Source organism: Labrenzia sp. PHM005, assembly GCF_006517275.1.
Classification (GTDB): Bacteria; Pseudomonadota; Alphaproteobacteria; order Rhizobiales; family Stappiaceae; genus Roseibium.
In genome coordinates this window covers 3,361,996-3,376,270 of record NZ_CP041191.1, presented here as the reverse complement: position 1 = coordinate 3,376,270, position 14,275 = coordinate 3,361,996, and the positions used below count along the sequence as shown (strand labels likewise).

Below are 14,275 nucleotides of genomic sequence, written 5' to 3'. Positions count from 1 at the left end.
TCAACCATTTTTGCAACCGCCGTGGTTCAACATGGGCGCCTGCGCAGAGGAACCTGGCCAACTCATTTGCTTACCGGAGGCGGTCAACTTTCGGCAGCGCCCAAGGTCAAGTCCGGCGGATCCCTGTCAAAATCATGGTAGTGAACAACGGTCAAATCCGGCTGCGCCAGAACAATGCCAAACTGCGGCTCTTCCGGAACCGCCGGGACATGTTCCTGGGTCTTAAGATCAAGCGCACATTGCAGCATTAACGACCGGTGTGCCGAAAAAGCAATGTTCCGCCAGCGGCCAGACATGGGCCGATGATAATGCCCAAAGAAAAGATGTTCGACACCGCCATGCGCGGAGAGCAAATCGCCCAGCGCATTGGCGTCTTCAGGGCTCAAACCGATGGTGTCCATGGCCGGCAAACCGGTTGGGAACGGCGCATGATGCAGGAAGATCCAGACAGGTTCTGAGCCGCTGATCTTATTCAGAGCGGCGTCCAGCCAATCCTGGCGTTTTTTGCAAAACGCACCCGCGTGTGTCCCTTCGGCTTTGGTGTCCAGCATGATGCAAGTGGCACCGGAGGTCTTTACGACACATTGCGCAAAACCATCCCGATCCAGAGTTAGGGACGACAAGGCTTTGAACGCCATATCACGGTCATCGTGGTTGCCCACCAGGCTGATCACCGGAACCTGAAGCTTCGAGAGGATTTGCTCAGCCAACTCGTAAGCTTCTGGGTCGGGGTCATAAACGATATCGCCGGTAACAACGCAAAGTTCTGCGTCGGCGTGATCCGCATTGATGATATCAACCGCCCGTGCCGCGCGATTCGCCGCCCCTTCGTAGGCGGTCCCGTTGTCATCGGGGGCGATATGGAGATCCGTTAGATGGATGAGTTTCATAAGGATGCTCCTTCCGTCGACACAGAAATTCCCCGGATGACTTCACTCAGCTCCTGAGGGCTGGTCACAATATGATCCGGGTTTTCCTCCTCAAGACGCCCCCGCGGTTGCCATCCCCAGGTTACTGCAATCACCGGCAACTCACAGGCTTGCCCGGCCTGCATATCGCTAACAGCATCACCAACAAACGCGTGGCTTGATCCGCCGGCCGTCTTCTTGAGATTTGCGATCTTTTCAGCCTTGTTGCCGGGAGTATCTCCACCGATCACGTGAAGAAACTTTTCGATCAGTCCATGCCTGACCAGAAAAGACCGGATCACACGGCTATGACTTGCGCTGATCACCGCCAATTCATGCTGCCCGGAAATCTCTGCGATCATTTCCGGGATGCCGCCGAATGGCTGGCAAAGGTCCGCCCGCTGTGAAACATGATTAGCGACAGACGCCGCGAAGGCATCCGGCTTGAGAGCGTGCCGGATGGCCAGCGCTTCGAATGTCAGCGGGTCGAGGTCTGAGAAGGCATCATCACCAATCGCGACCCGTTCATCCTGTTCCCGGGCCGCCGCACGGCAAGCCTCTAGGCAGACCTCTTTTGAATCAGAGATCACACCATCAAAATCAAACATGATCATGTGCTGGTTTCCTGTGTGAGGACGCAGTGCCGGTTTGTCTTAAGAAGTTTATCCACCTGGCTCATGACACGTGCAGAGGAATTAGCGCCATTTTCGATTTCAAAACCGCCCTTACCTCCCACCGTTACACGCTTTGGGAAGCGGTATCGGGTTCGCCGGTTTGATCAATGTTCTTAGGAACAGGCAAAGACTGGACAAACTCTACGAGCTTGGCTTTGCCACCGGGCGTCCAGCCAAGTTTGACAAGTTTGGCGACATCCATCACGCCCACGGCACCTGGAGAGCGGATAGGCAGTACGGCCTCCACCGGGAAAGTTTCTGCATAGAGTTTCAAAAGGTCCTGAAGATCGAGCAGGATGTCGGACACGTTGTACACATCAAAGACGTCGCTGCTAGCCAACCGTTTTTCCAGCAGCACCACCACAGCTTCGGCCAGGTCCTCGCCATGCACTTCTGTGCCAACCCGTGGAACAACCGCCTCCCCCTTGGAAAAATCGGAAAACAGTTTGGACCACTTGTGGGTGTCTAGGCCCGGCGGGACCCCATAAATCCCTGTCGAACGTAAAACCGTTCCCTTGAATGTATCGTCGCACAATACTTGGAGGGCAAGCTCTCCGGCGTATTTGACCTGACCATAAAACGAATCCGCTTCAACTGGAGCCTCTTCGGTCAACACGCCCCAATCGGACGCGCCAGCGTAAACTGCGCGGCTGGAGAGAAACACGCACTGATCGACGCCGGCCGCTTTGGCTGCCTGATAAAGCGCCTGTGTTCCTTCTACATTCAGTGTGATGAAACCGTGCGGATCATCGCCCTCCCCATCCCGGTATTTGCCGGGCACATGCGATAAGGCACAGTGGATCAGAGCATCCGCTGACGGCAGAGTGAATTCACGATCTTCCAAATCCCATTTGATGAACACATCTTCCGGGACATCTGATGGCGTACGGCCCAGACAGGTGATTTGGTGACCGTCCTGGCGCAGACGCGCCGCAATGAACCGGCCAAGCTGCCCTGTGGCCCCGGTCATAAGAATATGCATGGATCGACTTTTCTACTTCTGTGCGGGCGGTGACGGCATGTTAGCAAGCGTTTTGCCAACATCCCGCCCCTCATAATAGGCCTGCCACAGATCAATCAGAGGGCGCAAGCGCTCAGAGCGCGCGTGTCCGGTTTGCCACGGTTTTTCATACTGGTAGTGCAGAATGTGGATCTGATCCCAATCCCACAGCTCTGGCAGGTTGAACCAGACGTATTGCAACATATTGTAGAAGACAGGCAGGCCGTGCCAGTCCGGGAAATAGCTTTCCAAAAAGGTCTGGTCGGTCCGCCGCCAGAAAGCATCCGGCGCATCAAGGCGGTCAAGCATATCAGCGAAGGTCGCTGCATTCGGATGGGCGGTAAACACACCGCTGTTCAAACGGTGAAAATCACCCAGCGCTTCATAGACATTGGGCGCGGCGCAAAACTCCGGATAGCCAAACAGCTTGTCGCAATTTTTTATAACCAGCGCATCAGCATCAATGAAGACGACGCTGTCATAGTCCCGCAATTGCCACAGACGCAGCTTGACGAAATTGTCGAGCGGTGTGTGAAACTGCGGCTTACCGCCCTTTGTGAAAGGGGCAGTCTTGTGCAACCGCCCGCGCTCATGCCGCTCGTTGAAAGCTTCCGAGGTTGGCAGACGATCGCATTGACCCAGCCGCGGCGAGAATTCGCGCAGGACTTCCAGCTCCTCCGGCGCAACACCGGGCGTATAAAGCACGACCAAATCCGCGACCGTTTCACTGAGACGCAAGGAGCGCAACAGGGCCGTCGCACCGCGCACGTAATCAGCATTGGTTACCAGCGTGACATAGGCGTGTGCGCTCGTCGCTTCTGACTCAAAGGCCGGACGATCCGTCATATCAGATGCCTCAGGAAACAGACTTCAAGCGCGGGTGCTCCGGATCATGCTCGATGTCGACGGCAATTTCTTTCGTCCAGGCGGAAACGGCCGGCACCCGGCTGCGGTCGATCCGATAGGCATAGGCTTTGGCTACATCGACCACTTCGCTGAGAAGTCCGTCCTCCAGCTTGATCGGATTAAGGCCGAGTTCCACAAATTGATCGTTTTTGACCACCAGATCGTTTTCCGGAGCTTCCTTTCTGGGGTTCGGCAGATAGGCGATTTTCGCCCCAGTTAGCCGGGAAATCAGGTCCGCCAGATCGCGTACCCGGTGGGTTTCCGTCATCTGATTGAACACCATCACCCGGTCACCGCGGTCCGGCGGATTTTTCAACGCCAGTTCGATACAGCGCACAGAATCCTGAATATGGATGAAGGCTCGGGTTTGTCCACCAGTACCATGAACCGTCAGCGGATAATCGATCGCCGCCTGGATCAGGAAGCGGTTCAAAACGGTGCCGTAGTCGCCATCATAATCAAAGCGGTTGATCAGCTGTTTGTGTTTCAGCGTCTGCTCTGTGTGGGTGCCCCAGACGATTCCCTGATGCAGATCTGTAATCCTGAGACCATCGTTCTTGGCGTAGAACTGGAAGAGCAGCTGATCGAGGCACTTGGTCATGTGATAGATCGAACCGGGATTGGCCGGGTAGAGGATCTCCTGGCTGGCGGTAGCGCCGGAGAGCGTCTCCACATCCACATTGAGATAGCCTTCGGGGATCGCAGCACCGACATTGGAATAGCCATAGACCCCCATGGTGCCCAGGTGGATCAGATGAGCATCCAAATCCAGCTCTACCATCGCGTTGAGCAGATGATGGGTGGCGTTGACGTTGTTGTTGACCGTGTAGTTTTTGTGCTGATCCGATTTCATCGAATAGGGCGCGGCGCGCTGTTCGGCAAAATGGATGATCACGTCTGGCCGCTCGTCTGCAAGCCAAGCTTTGAAAATCTCATAAGTTTCAGCAATATCGATCAGATGAAAATGAATGGTATTGCCGGTTTCCTGTTTCCAGATCCGGGTGCGTTCTTGGATGGAATCCATCGGGGTCAAAGATTGCACACCGAGTTCGGCATCAATCCACCGGCGGCTCAGATTGTCGATGATGTGAACTTCGTGCCCCTTGTCGGACAAATGCAAAGACGTCGGCCAACCAACAAACCCATCACCACCCAAAATTGCGATTTTCACAAGTCCGCTCCCTGCTCCCGATCCAGCGAACAAGACCGCTCGCCGCGATTGTTTCACACGTGAGATCAGATGATTGCGAAATTTCTGTGACAGTTCAACGGAGTTTGTTGGAATTGATATAGGTAATTTGCGATTAACCGGTAGCTCAATGCTTTAGACGGTCGTGCGAACCTCAAAACGTCCGGTAGCAGGATCCACCGGATCAAGATCACTCACAGAGGTCACCCGGGCAAGGGATGGGCCCCGCCATAAGGCATCCATCATGTCGACAACTGTATCGGAAGGACCGGAGAAAACAGCCTCGACCGCGCCGCTATTCAGGTTCCGCGCCCAACCGGAGAGATCCCGGGCAATCGCTTCATCCGCACACCAGGCCCGGTAGCCAACCCCTTGCACCCGGCCCTCAATCAGCACATGAACGGTCAACGGATCCTGAGTCATCGGTGTTCCTTCCAATTGGTCCGTAATGAACTACATCTGACACACTCGGCGACGTCCAGTCGACACTAAATAAAAATGAAAGCGACAGAATGAAGATCCAAGTTCCGGAAAAACAAACCCTCGCTGCGGCGGCGATCGTGGCTTATGCCGGCATTGCCAAGCGGCTGCACGTGGAACTGTCCAATGTTGCTGGAAAAACAAGCATTGATCTGGATGCCATCAAAGCGGATCTGATCACTGAAGCCAAAAAGACTGTGCCGCACGGCGACTTCGCGAAAGACGAACTAGAGGTTTACAAAATCATGTTCGAGGCAATTGAGACGATATTTGAAACGGCTGAATGATCTCCAGCCGCCGCTTTGACACGGCGACCGGATATCTCAGCCAAAATTTATTTCTTCAGCGGCTCCATTGCCTGGGCACTTTGGGCCAGGCGGACAAGTTCAAGGAAGGATCCACGGTAGTTGAACGGATCATTGCCGCGGGCACCGGCGGCCAACTCTTGCACATCCTCAAAAGAGTAATCACCAGTGTGTTTGCCGCCTTTGAGGATTTGTCCGAAGGCAGCCACAGCCGCGGCAAACCGGCTGTCGTTGGACGCACTTGCCAATTCTGACCTGACTCTATCCGTTTGAACGGGAACCTCGATCAGCTTGCTCTGATCTTCTTCCGGCAGTTTGTAACGGATTTTCAGAAAAGCGATTTCTTCAGCACTCGCACCTGTTGCCGGTATTGCCGTTGTCTGATAGCGCAGCGGTTCGATCAGGGCGCCGGTGGCTGCCGCTGGGCGGTATTCATAAAGTGCGGTCACTGTGTGGCCAGCGCCTATGTCGCCGGCATCGACTTTGTCGTTGTTGAAATCCTCACGTTTGAGCAGGCGGCTTTCATAACCGATCAATCGGTACTCGCTCACAGCAGACGGATTGAATTCGATCTGGAATTTCACATCCTTGGCAATCGGAAAGAGCGTTGAACTGGCCTCATCAACCAGAACTTTGCGGGCTTCGCTCAAGGTATCGATATAGGACGCATTGCCGTTGCCATTTTGGGCCAGCTCCTGCATCAGAAGGTCATTGTAGTTGCCGCGGCCAAATCCAAGCACGGACAAGCTGATGCCGGTGCCCCTCTTGCGCTCGACAAAATCCTTCAGCTCTTCCGGGTTCTGGATGCCGACATTAAAATCCCCGTCTGTCGCCAGAATGACCCGGTTGACACCATCTTTCTTGAAACTCTGCTCGGCCAGTTGATAGGCCTGGCGGATCCCCTCGCCGCCAGCTGTAGACCCGCCCGCCGACAAGTTCTGCAAGGCCGTCTGGATTTTTGCGGTATCAGAAGCTGGTGTCGGCTCCAGGACTGTCCCGGCGCTTCCGGCATAGGCAACGATGGACACCGTATCTTCCGGCTGCAGGTTGGACACCAACATCTGAAACGCATTCTGAAGAAGCGGCAGCTTGTCCGGCGCATTCATCGATCCGGACGTGTCAAGCAGGAACACCAGATTGGCCGGCGGTGCGCTGGCACGCTCCAACTCATAGCCCTTGATGCCAATGCGCATCAGTTTGGTTTCGCCATTCCAGGGCGTGGGCAAGATCTCCACATCAGCCCGGAACGGGATGTCCCGGCTATCTGGCAGCGGATAATCATAATTGAAATAGTTGACCATCTCTTCGATGCGCACCGCATCCTTCGGCGGCAGAGCCCCGTTGTTCAAAGCTTTGCGGACAAAGGCATAAGAAGCCGTATCCACATCGGCCGAAAAGGTCGATACCGGCTCTTCAGCGGCCCGTTTGACCGGATTGTCGTCGTGATCGGCAAACTTGTCCCGGCCTTGCTCTTCATAAACGGCCGTGCTGGCAGCATCATCTGCCGGCGCCAAAGCACTCGAAGGCACGGCCCTTCCGGCCGGTGCCGCTGCCAGCGGTGCGGCAACCTGTTTTTGCATCCGTTTCAATTTTGCCGGAGCCAGCACTTCACGGGCCCGGGTTCCCGCCGCAGCCCCCACCTCAGCATCGGCTTCAACGCGTTCCAGCATGGGTTCCGGCTCAGATGGCGCAATGAGCCCAAGCGGTTGATTGGTGGGGTGTTCGGATTTCGGCAAGGGGGAGCTCGTCCCAGCCCCCTCTTGAGCTTGCTGCGGCATCGGTCCGCGCAGATCTTTAAACTCGTTGAGATTGTTCAGATTAAACACAAGCGCAAGCGCCAGAAGGCTGACGCCGCCTGCCATGGCATAAGACAATTTCTGATAAGAACCGGTCATGAAAACTCTCCTCAAAACGCTGGCTGCAAATGCTGCAGCTCTGGTCATGAGACGTGCGCCGGGTTCCGATCCTTGGTGACGATGTGAATTTTTTTCTGCCTTTTGGTCTTCAAAGCGGGAGAGCGCAGCATCAATTGCCGCTTTCCGCGCATCCGGGCGAGCGGTGACGGTGCTTTCTTGCCGGAAGGCACTGCGCAATTTGTCCAGATCGTCCGTCATGCTTCTGCTTTCGCAAGTGTTTTGAGAGTGTCCTTCAGTTTGGACATGCGCCAGGAGATGGTCGATTCCCGCACAGACAAAACCTCCGCCGCCTGGGCGTGGGTCATGTCTTCACCGAGCACAAGAACCGCGGTTTCCCGAAGGTCGCCGCCGATGGCCTCTAGCGTTTCGTAAAGCCAAGCGGTTTGATCTCCAGCTTCCGCCCATTCAGCCCGCCGCAGGGCATCCACCTCGCCAAAACCAGCTGCAGCTTTGTCGAAAGACACCCGGCGCCGATGCCGGTCACGGGCCGCATTCAAGACAATCCGGTACAGCCAGGTGGTAAAGGAGGAACGCCGCTTGAAACTGGACAGCTTCACCGCGAGCGCGGAACACACATCCTGCGCCAAATCCTCAGCATCTTCCCGGTGGCCGAGAAGCCGGTAAGAAAACCGGAAAACCGTGTCGTAGTGGCGTTCCAGCAGCCAGCCGAAGGCACCCGCATTGCCAGCGGCTGCCGCTTCCACCAATTCTTCGTCACTCAGCTGACTTTCCATCTTGAAAGATTAGACGCAGCCCGATGGCCATTCCTTGGCGGGCTTCGTATTTTTTTTGAATTTTGTTGCCATAGCCTGTCTGGCAGCGGACACTAACGGGCTTCTGCCGCCGCAACACTGCGCCGCTGTTCGTCCATCATAACCAGCAATGATGCTCCAACGATAACCAGCGCGCCGGGCCAGAAAGCCCCTGCAGGCGCAAAGCCGAACGCAAAAAAACCAACGGCAATGTTGAGCGGCAATTTGAGATGATCAAACGGCTGCACGAAAGCGGCGTCGGCCTTTTGGTAGGCAAGCGTCAGGAGATAATTGGCAAGAACCGTTAAGAGCCCGGCCCCAATCAGCAGATAGAGCGCAGGGCCACTCGGGACGATGCCGCCATCGCTAAACGCTAAAAGCGCATTCACCGGGGTCAACAGCAGCAAGAGATACAGCGTGATGGAATCGGCGGCTTCACGCTCTGTCAGTTTTTTGGTGACCAACGAGGTGCCAGCCCAAAAGGCAGCTGCGCCAACGGGCAGAACTGCGCCCCAATGAAACGCCTGCGACCATGGCTCCAGGATTACCATGCCGCCGGCAAACCCGGCGACAGTGGCCAGCCAGCGCACCAGACCGACCTGTTCGCCCAGAAAAATCCGAGCACCAAGAATAACAAAAAATGGTGATGTCATAACAAGCGCAATTGCTTGCCAGATTTCCACCCGCGCCAAACCTGCAACCCAAAGCTGAATGCCGACCACTGCAAGAGCGCCGCGCAAGAGGTGCAAACCCAGCTGCTGTGTTTTGAGCGCCGTCCGGCCGCGGCGCAACACCCAGGGCAGCGCAAAGGCTAGCCCTAAGGCGTATTGCCAAAAAGCGGCCGAGGTAGACGGCACACCGAGCTGCATGGTGGACGCTTGTAATGCCCCATTGACCAGCGCGAAAGACGCCCCCGCCCCAATCATCGCCAAGGCGGCAAGCAACGGCTGCGGTTTCAATGCGGAAGTTCGTGTAGTCATGGTCTTATGTCCGTTCTAGTTTCAGCCCAGAACAGTCTCCAAAGACCTATGCACCCCGCAGCTCCAAGAGAAGCTGCGCGGCCAAGTTCTCTACCATCCGGACTATAACCGTCGGCTCCGGCCTCTCACCGGATCTGCTGACCCTTGGCATCATCCTGCCAAAGCGCTCGCGGGCTCCAGGTTTCCCTGATACCGCCGGTGGGGAATTTCACCCCGCCCCGAGAACTGTTCTTCAGATCCTCTTTAGCGGGCCCTATTGGACCGTGCAACAGTCTTGAGAAGGATTTTTCAGTGTAACTGAAAGGCGTAAGATCACTGATGAAACCGCCGCATTGTTTTTGTTGCTTCAGCAATTGCGCTAAAAACGCCTCCGAACAATGTCGGCTATCTGCCTTGGTCGCTCAGCAATGGCGAGCGGTTTTTGAGATTGCAATTCTGCCTTGTCTCCATAGCCCCAAAGAACGCCGATCGACGCCACATTATTTGCATTTGCTCCGATCAAATCGTGTTTGCGGTCGCCAATCATGACGGCCTCAGACGCATCCAGCTCTTCGGCCTTCAAAATGTGAGCAATCAAATCGGTCTTGGCAGAGCGTGACCCATCGAGTTCGGACCCAAAAACTGTCCCAAAAAAATCCCAAAGACCAAAATGTTCAACGATCTTGCCTGCATAAGAATGCGGCTTAGAGGTGCACACGTGAAGACTCCGGCCTTCTCTCGCCAATACCTCCAGTAGCTCTGGAATTCCTTGAATGAGAGTGTTCTCGTAAAGTCCGGTCACGGTGTAGCGTTCCCGGTAAAACGCTACTGCCTGATCGAGTTCGGTCTGATTGTCCGTTTCCAGCAGCACCTGAAAGCTGTCCCACAACGGCGGCCCGATACACCACTTGAGGTCTTCCGCCTCTGGGACCATTCCGCCCATTTTTTGAAGTGCATATTGGATTGACTTGGTGATCCCCTCAAAAGGGTCGGTCAATGTGCCATCGAGATCAAACAGAATTGTGTTGAATTCCAAGGAGTAAACTTTTGTCTTGTTGGACCGCTTCACTTTGACATCGGGAGATCTTTGACGACGCAGTGTGCAGCGCAATAAAAATCAAGAAATTAATTCACTGTAAACAGAGAAATCAAAATAAGTCCGTCAGATAATGAATACATTGCGGTGTATCCGGATCAAATACTGAAATTTATTTCAAAATTTCCAATTCTTTTTACTCGATCACCGAAAAATGAAGGGATTGGTAACTTTTACAGTACTCACTGTTGAGAAACGAAATCGGACCCTCCGGCAGATTCGCTATATGATCGTCAAACTTACACAAAGAAAAACCCTTCTTTGGGAAGCCGGCTTCACGCTTGTTGTTTTTGCAGGCCTTGCTGCACTCTTTGCATCAGTCGACTTGTTTGAAGCGCTTTACAACTTCTCCCGAACTCATGAGAATTATGAGTTCGACGATATCTTTGCGGCTATATTTGCTCTTCCAGCTGTCTTGACGGTTTTCTTGTTCCGCCGCTTGCGAGATTTGAAGAAGGAAATGGGTCTACGCGAGCAAGCCCAAGGCAAAGTGCAAGAATTGGCCTCAATGGACCCGCTCACCGGTTTGGCTAATCGGGTCCAGTTTTTCTCAGATATCAAAACGCGCCTGAAAACTGGCCAAATCAAAAAAACCAGGTACGCTCTTTTTCACATTGACTTGGACCGGTTCAAACAAATCAACGACCGTTATGGCCCGGTCGTTGGCGACGGCGTTTTGAAACAAGTTTCGGAGCTTTTGGAGAGCCGACTGGACGATGACGCTATGCTTGCCCGGATCAGCAGTGATGAGTTCCTGCTTTTAAAGTCCTACAAAAACCGGTCTGAAATCTCTGATCTTGGCCATTATCTGGTAAAACTCCTCAACCGTTCTATTGCTTTCCGGGGAGTTGAGCATGCCGTCACGACTTCTATTGGCATCGCATTAAACGATGATTTCGCACCGAACCGGTACCTCAATTTCGAGCGCCTTATGACCAGCGCTGACATTGCGATGTTCGCCGCCAAATCAAATGGCCGAAATCGTTTTGAGATTTATCATCCGTCTATGCGCCAGGAGTTTGAAGCACGAACCATCCTGGCCGAAGAGCTTTTGAAAGCCGTGGAACGGAGAGAATTTGAAGCGTATTTTCAGCCGCTTATGGATGCACGGACCTTTGAAGTCGTCGGCGCCGAGGCTTTGGTACGGTGGCGGCATCCGGAAAAAGGCATCCTTGCTCCGGTAGCCTTTATTGAAGCTGCGGAGTCTTTGGGCATCATCAGTGACATCGACCAATTCATGTTCGACGAAGCTTTGCGGATCCGAAACAAATTGAAAGATGCCGGATCAATCACGCCGCGGATCTCTGTCAACATCTCCGCAGACCGCCTCAAGTCGCCGTTGTTCCTGCACACGATCCGGAACATCAACGTTGAGCCCGAAGCTCTGGTTTTCGAAATCAGCGAAGCGGTCACATTCGAAAACCTGGATGACATGTCGCGCTTCAATCTGGAGGCCCTCGCCGATCAAGGATTTGAAGTGGAGATTGATGATTTCGGATCCGGTCGTGCATCAATTCTCAGCCTTTTGGAAATGCGGCCCAAGCGATTGAAAATCGACAGGAACCTGACGGCGCCGATCGTCACTTCAGAAAGCTCCCGCAAGCTGATCAAGAGTGTTGTTGATATGGCAACGGCTCTGGGCATTGAGGTCGTTGCAGAAGGCGTTGAAACCCTGGAACATGCTGAAATTCTAGCCGACCAGGGCTGTCATCTGCTCCAAGGGTATTATTTCGCGAAACCGATGCCTGAAGCGGAATTCATTCGTTACCTGGATTGCCATTCGGCCGAACAAGCGACCGCGGCAGAACTGATCGCCTGACCTGGCACCAAAAAAGAACCCGCCGGCAATGCGGCGGGTTTTCAAATTCCAGTTCAACGATGCTGTCTAATCAAGAAAACTCCATGATCACGGCGTCAACGGCCAGACTGTCGCCCGGCTCTGCCATGATAGCTGTAACGACACAGTCACGTTCCGCGCGCAGCACGTTTTCCATCTTCATGGCTTCGACAATCGCCAGCTGTTCACCGGCTTTGACTTCCTGGCCTTCGCTGACGGAAATGGACACCACCAACCCCGGCATCGGACACAGCAGCATCTTCGAAGTATCTGGCGGCAGTTTTTCCGGCATTAATTCGTCTAGTTCCGCAATGCGCGGTGTCATCACCTTGGCAACGAGGGAATAGCCCTGCCAATCAAGACGGTAGCCACCGGTTACCGGCCGCACCTGAACCGTAACATCTTTGCCACCTACGGCTCCGCTCCACAGTGAGGAGCCCGGCGCCCAGTCCGATTCCACGCTGACAACCGGCCCGTCGCCAATAGCAACGCCCAGCTCAATCGGTGTGCCCGGATAACCGGCCGCGAGCCGAATTGGCACATAGGTTTTGCCGAGCTTCACCACCCAGTCTTCGCGCACTGCGCCAGAGTGCGGACGCAAACGTCCCGGTAAATGGTCCAGACGCTCGCGTTCGATCGCGCCCATGGACAGAGCAACCGCCGCCAGAACACCGTTTGCCTCATCGTCCGGTTCGGCTGGGAAGAAGCCATCTGGATATTCATCGGCAATGAAACTCGTTGCCAATTCGCCAGATCGCCAGCGCGGATGGTTCATCAAAGCTGTCAGGAACGGCACATTGTGTTGAATGCCATCGACGTAATACCCATCAAGCGCCTGACTCATCGCATCAATCGCCTGTTCACGTGTTGGCGCATGCGTGATCAACTTGGAGATCATCGGATCGTAGAACATTGAAATCTCAGAGCCTTCGACCACGCCAGTGTCATTGCGGATGGTCACCTCATCACTCTCATGTTCTTCCGGCGGCAAGTAGCGCACAAGGCGGCCGATGGACGGCAGGAAATTGCGGTACGGATCTTCTGCGTAAATCCGGCTTTCGACAGACCAACCGTTCAGCTTGACGTCGTCCTGCGCAATCTCAAGTTTTTTGCCAGCAGCAACTCTGATCATCTGTTCGACCAGATCAACCCCGGTGATCAGCTCAGTCACCGGATGTTCCACCTGCAGTCGGGTGTTCATTTCAAGGAAAAAGAAGCTTTTGTCCTGACCAGCAACAAACTCCACCGTACCGGCACTGTCGTAGTCAACCGCCTTGGCAAGAGCGACGGCCTGTTCCCCCATCAACCGCCGGGTTTCTTCATCCAGCAAGGGTGACGGGGCTTCTTCGATCACCTTCTGATTCCGGCGTTGGATCGAACACTCCCGCTCGCCGAGATAAATGGCGTTACCGTGCTTGTCGCCCAGAACCTGAATTTCTATGTGGCGCGGATTTTCGATGAATTTTTCAATGAAGACGCGGTCATCACCAAAGGAAGACGCGGCCTCTGACTTGGAACGTACGTAACCGTCGTAGGCTTCCTCATCATTCCAGGCGATCCGCATGCCCTTGCCGCCACCGCCTGCCGACGCTTTGATCATCACCGGATAACCAATGTCCTTGGCGATTTCGACCGCCTCCTCAGGCGTATCGATGACCCCAATGTGACCCGGCACAGTGCTGACTTTGGCGTCGTTGGCGAATTTCTTGGATTCAATCTTGTCGCCCATCGCTTCAATAGCGCGCGGGTTGGGACCGATCCAGACAATACCTTCTTTCTTAAGCGCTTCCGGGAAACTCGCGCGCTCAGACAAGAAACCGTAACCTGGATGGACGGCTTCAGCGCCTGTCTCTTTACAAGCAGCGATAATCTTGTCGGCAATGAGATAGGATTCTGCCGCCGCTGCCGGACCGATATGAACTGCTTCATCGGCCATCTCGACATGGACTGCATCACGATCAGCGTCAGAATAGACCGCGACGGTTTTAATGCCCATCTTGCGGGCTGTCTTAATGACCCGGCACGCGATCTCACCCCGGTTTGCGATCAGAATTTTCGAGAACATGCATTTCCACCCAGCTGGATCCGTTTTCTGAGTTGTAGGCCGGTCCTCCCCTCTTGCGCAACTTATCCAAAGGGTGGTCAGACACCACCAAACTACACAACCGAAAAAACGGCGCTAAAACAGAATAAGGCAAACTTTAAACAAGTCGTTCGGATTAAATCTCCGGTTTCCGTTTTTTTAACTATGGC

Annotated in this window: 13 protein-coding genes and 1 riboswitch; of the genes, 2 read left to right on the top strand and 11 right to left on the bottom strand. The window is 54.4% G+C overall.

The window, feature by feature from the left end; genetic code table 11:
- Positions 1–83: 83 nt before the first annotated feature.
- The 6 genes from FJ695_RS15315 to FJ695_RS15290 form a co-directional block, all read right to left on the bottom strand.
- Positions 84–890, bottom strand: coding sequence for a phosphodiesterase (locus FJ695_RS15315; protein WP_141186258.1), 807 nt, complete (start codon positions 888–890; stop codon positions 84–86).
- Positions 887–1,522 (bottom strand): HAD family hydrolase, encoded by a 636-nt coding sequence (locus FJ695_RS15310; RefSeq protein WP_141186257.1) that lies wholly within the window; start codon positions 1,520–1,522, stop codon positions 887–889. Before FJ695_RS15310 ends, FJ695_RS15315 begins: the two co-directional genes overlap by 4 nt.
- Before the next feature lie 124 nt (positions 1,523–1,646).
- On the bottom strand, positions 1,647–2,564 hold the full coding sequence (locus tag FJ695_RS15305) for an NAD(P)-dependent oxidoreductase (RefSeq protein ID WP_141186256.1): 918 nt from the start codon (positions 2,562–2,564) through the stop codon (positions 1,647–1,649).
- Between the two features lie 12 nt (positions 2,565–2,576).
- Entirely contained in the window at positions 2,577–3,428 is an 852-nt protein-coding gene (locus FJ695_RS15300) for a glycosyltransferase (RefSeq protein ID WP_141186255.1), read from the bottom strand.
- A 10-nt stretch (positions 3,429–3,438) separates the two neighbouring features.
- A complete protein-coding gene (locus FJ695_RS15295; RefSeq protein WP_141186254.1) occupies positions 3,439–4,659 on the bottom strand; it encodes an NAD-dependent epimerase/dehydratase family protein in 1,221 nt (406 codons plus the stop codon).
- A gap of 153 nt (positions 4,660–4,812) precedes the next feature.
- On the bottom strand, positions 4,813–5,100 hold the full coding sequence (locus FJ695_RS15290; RefSeq protein ID WP_141186253.1) for an acylphosphatase: 288 nt from the start codon (positions 5,098–5,100) through the stop codon (positions 4,813–4,815).
- Between the two features lie 89 nt (positions 5,101–5,189).
- Between FJ695_RS15290 and FJ695_RS15285 the strand changes: the two genes are divergently transcribed.
- Positions 5,190–5,444: a hypothetical protein gene (locus tag FJ695_RS15285; protein ID WP_141186252.1), complete on the top strand. Its 255-nt coding sequence runs from the start codon at positions 5,190–5,192 to the stop codon at positions 5,442–5,444.
- A 47-nt stretch (positions 5,445–5,491) separates the two neighbouring features.
- Here the strand turns inward: FJ695_RS15285 and FJ695_RS15280 are convergent, their stop codons facing one another.
- From FJ695_RS15280 to FJ695_RS15265, 4 genes are all read right to left on the bottom strand, one after another.
- The gene (locus FJ695_RS15280) at positions 5,492–7,576 is read right to left on the bottom strand and encodes a VWA domain-containing protein (RefSeq protein WP_141186251.1); all 2,085 of its coding nucleotides are present in this window, start codon (positions 7,574–7,576) and stop codon (positions 5,492–5,494) included.
- On the bottom strand, positions 7,573–8,112 hold the full coding sequence (locus tag FJ695_RS15275) for an RNA polymerase sigma factor (RefSeq protein ID WP_141186250.1): 540 nt from the start codon (positions 8,110–8,112) through the stop codon (positions 7,573–7,575). The genes FJ695_RS15280 and FJ695_RS15275 overlap by 4 nt, the downstream gene beginning before the upstream one ends.
- Before the next feature lie 92 nt (positions 8,113–8,204).
- Positions 8,205–9,110 (bottom strand): DMT family transporter, encoded by a 906-nt coding sequence (locus FJ695_RS15270; protein ID WP_141186249.1) that lies wholly within the window; start codon positions 9,108–9,110, stop codon positions 8,205–8,207.
- A gap of 81 nt (positions 9,111–9,191) precedes the next feature.
- Positions 9,192–9,340, bottom strand: a riboswitch (FMN riboswitch).
- A gap of 128 nt (positions 9,341–9,468) precedes the next feature.
- Complete coding sequence (locus FJ695_RS15265; RefSeq protein WP_141186248.1) at positions 9,469–10,125, bottom strand: HAD hydrolase-like protein; 657 nt, start codon at positions 10,123–10,125, stop codon at positions 9,469–9,471.
- A 286-nt stretch (positions 10,126–10,411) separates the two neighbouring features.
- On the opposite strand from FJ695_RS15265, the gene FJ695_RS15260 reads away from it, so the two are divergent.
- The gene (locus FJ695_RS15260; RefSeq protein WP_168206375.1) at positions 10,412–12,004 is read left to right on the top strand and encodes a bifunctional diguanylate cyclase/phosphodiesterase; all 1,593 of its coding nucleotides are present in this window, start codon (positions 10,412–10,414) and stop codon (positions 12,002–12,004) included.
- A 70-nt stretch (positions 12,005–12,074) separates the two neighbouring features.
- Here the strand turns inward: FJ695_RS15260 and FJ695_RS15255 are convergent, their stop codons facing one another.
- Positions 12,075–14,087, bottom strand: a complete 2,013-nt coding sequence (locus FJ695_RS15255; protein ID WP_141186246.1) for an acetyl/propionyl/methylcrotonyl-CoA carboxylase subunit alpha — start codon at positions 14,085–14,087, stop codon at positions 12,075–12,077.
- Positions 14,088–14,275 lie beyond the last annotated feature (188 nt).

Excerpts from the sequence above, each read along its gene's own strand:
- FJ695_RS15315 (WP_141186258.1), bottom strand. The coding sequence starts at position 890 with ATGAAACTCATCCATCTAACGGATCTCCATATCGCCCCCGATGACAAC.
- FJ695_RS15310 (WP_141186257.1), bottom strand. The coding sequence starts at position 1,522 with ATGATCATGTTTGATTTTGATGGTGTGATCTCTGATTCAAAAGAGGTC.
- FJ695_RS15305 (WP_141186256.1), bottom strand. The coding sequence starts at position 2,564 with ATGCATATTCTTATGACCGGGGCCACAGGGCAGCTTGGCCGGTTCATT.
- FJ695_RS15300 (WP_141186255.1), bottom strand. The coding sequence starts at position 3,428 with ATGACGGATCGTCCGGCCTTTGAGTCAGAAGCGACGAGCGCACACGCC.
- FJ695_RS15290 (WP_141186253.1), bottom strand. The coding sequence starts at position 5,100 with ATGACTCAGGATCCGTTGACCGTTCATGTGCTGATTGAGGGCCGGGTG.
- FJ695_RS15285 (WP_141186252.1), top strand. The coding sequence starts at position 5,190 with ATGAAGATCCAAGTTCCGGAAAAACAAACCCTCGCTGCGGCGGCGATC.
- FJ695_RS15280 (WP_141186251.1), bottom strand. The coding sequence starts at position 7,576 with ATGACGGACGATCTGGACAAATTGCGCAGTGCCTTCCGGCAAGAAAGC.
- FJ695_RS15275 (WP_141186250.1), bottom strand. The coding sequence starts at position 8,112 with ATGGAAAGTCAGCTGAGTGACGAAGAATTGGTGGAAGCGGCAGCCGCT.
- FJ695_RS15270 (WP_141186249.1), bottom strand. The coding sequence starts at position 9,110 with ATGACTACACGAACTTCCGCATTGAAACCGCAGCCGTTGCTTGCCGCC.
- FJ695_RS15260 (WP_168206375.1), top strand. The coding sequence starts at position 10,412 with ATGATCGTCAAACTTACACAAAGAAAAACCCTTCTTTGGGAAGCCGGC.
- FJ695_RS15255 (WP_141186246.1), bottom strand. The coding sequence starts at position 14,087 with ATGTTCTCGAAAATTCTGATCGCAAACCGGGGTGAGATCGCGTGCCGG.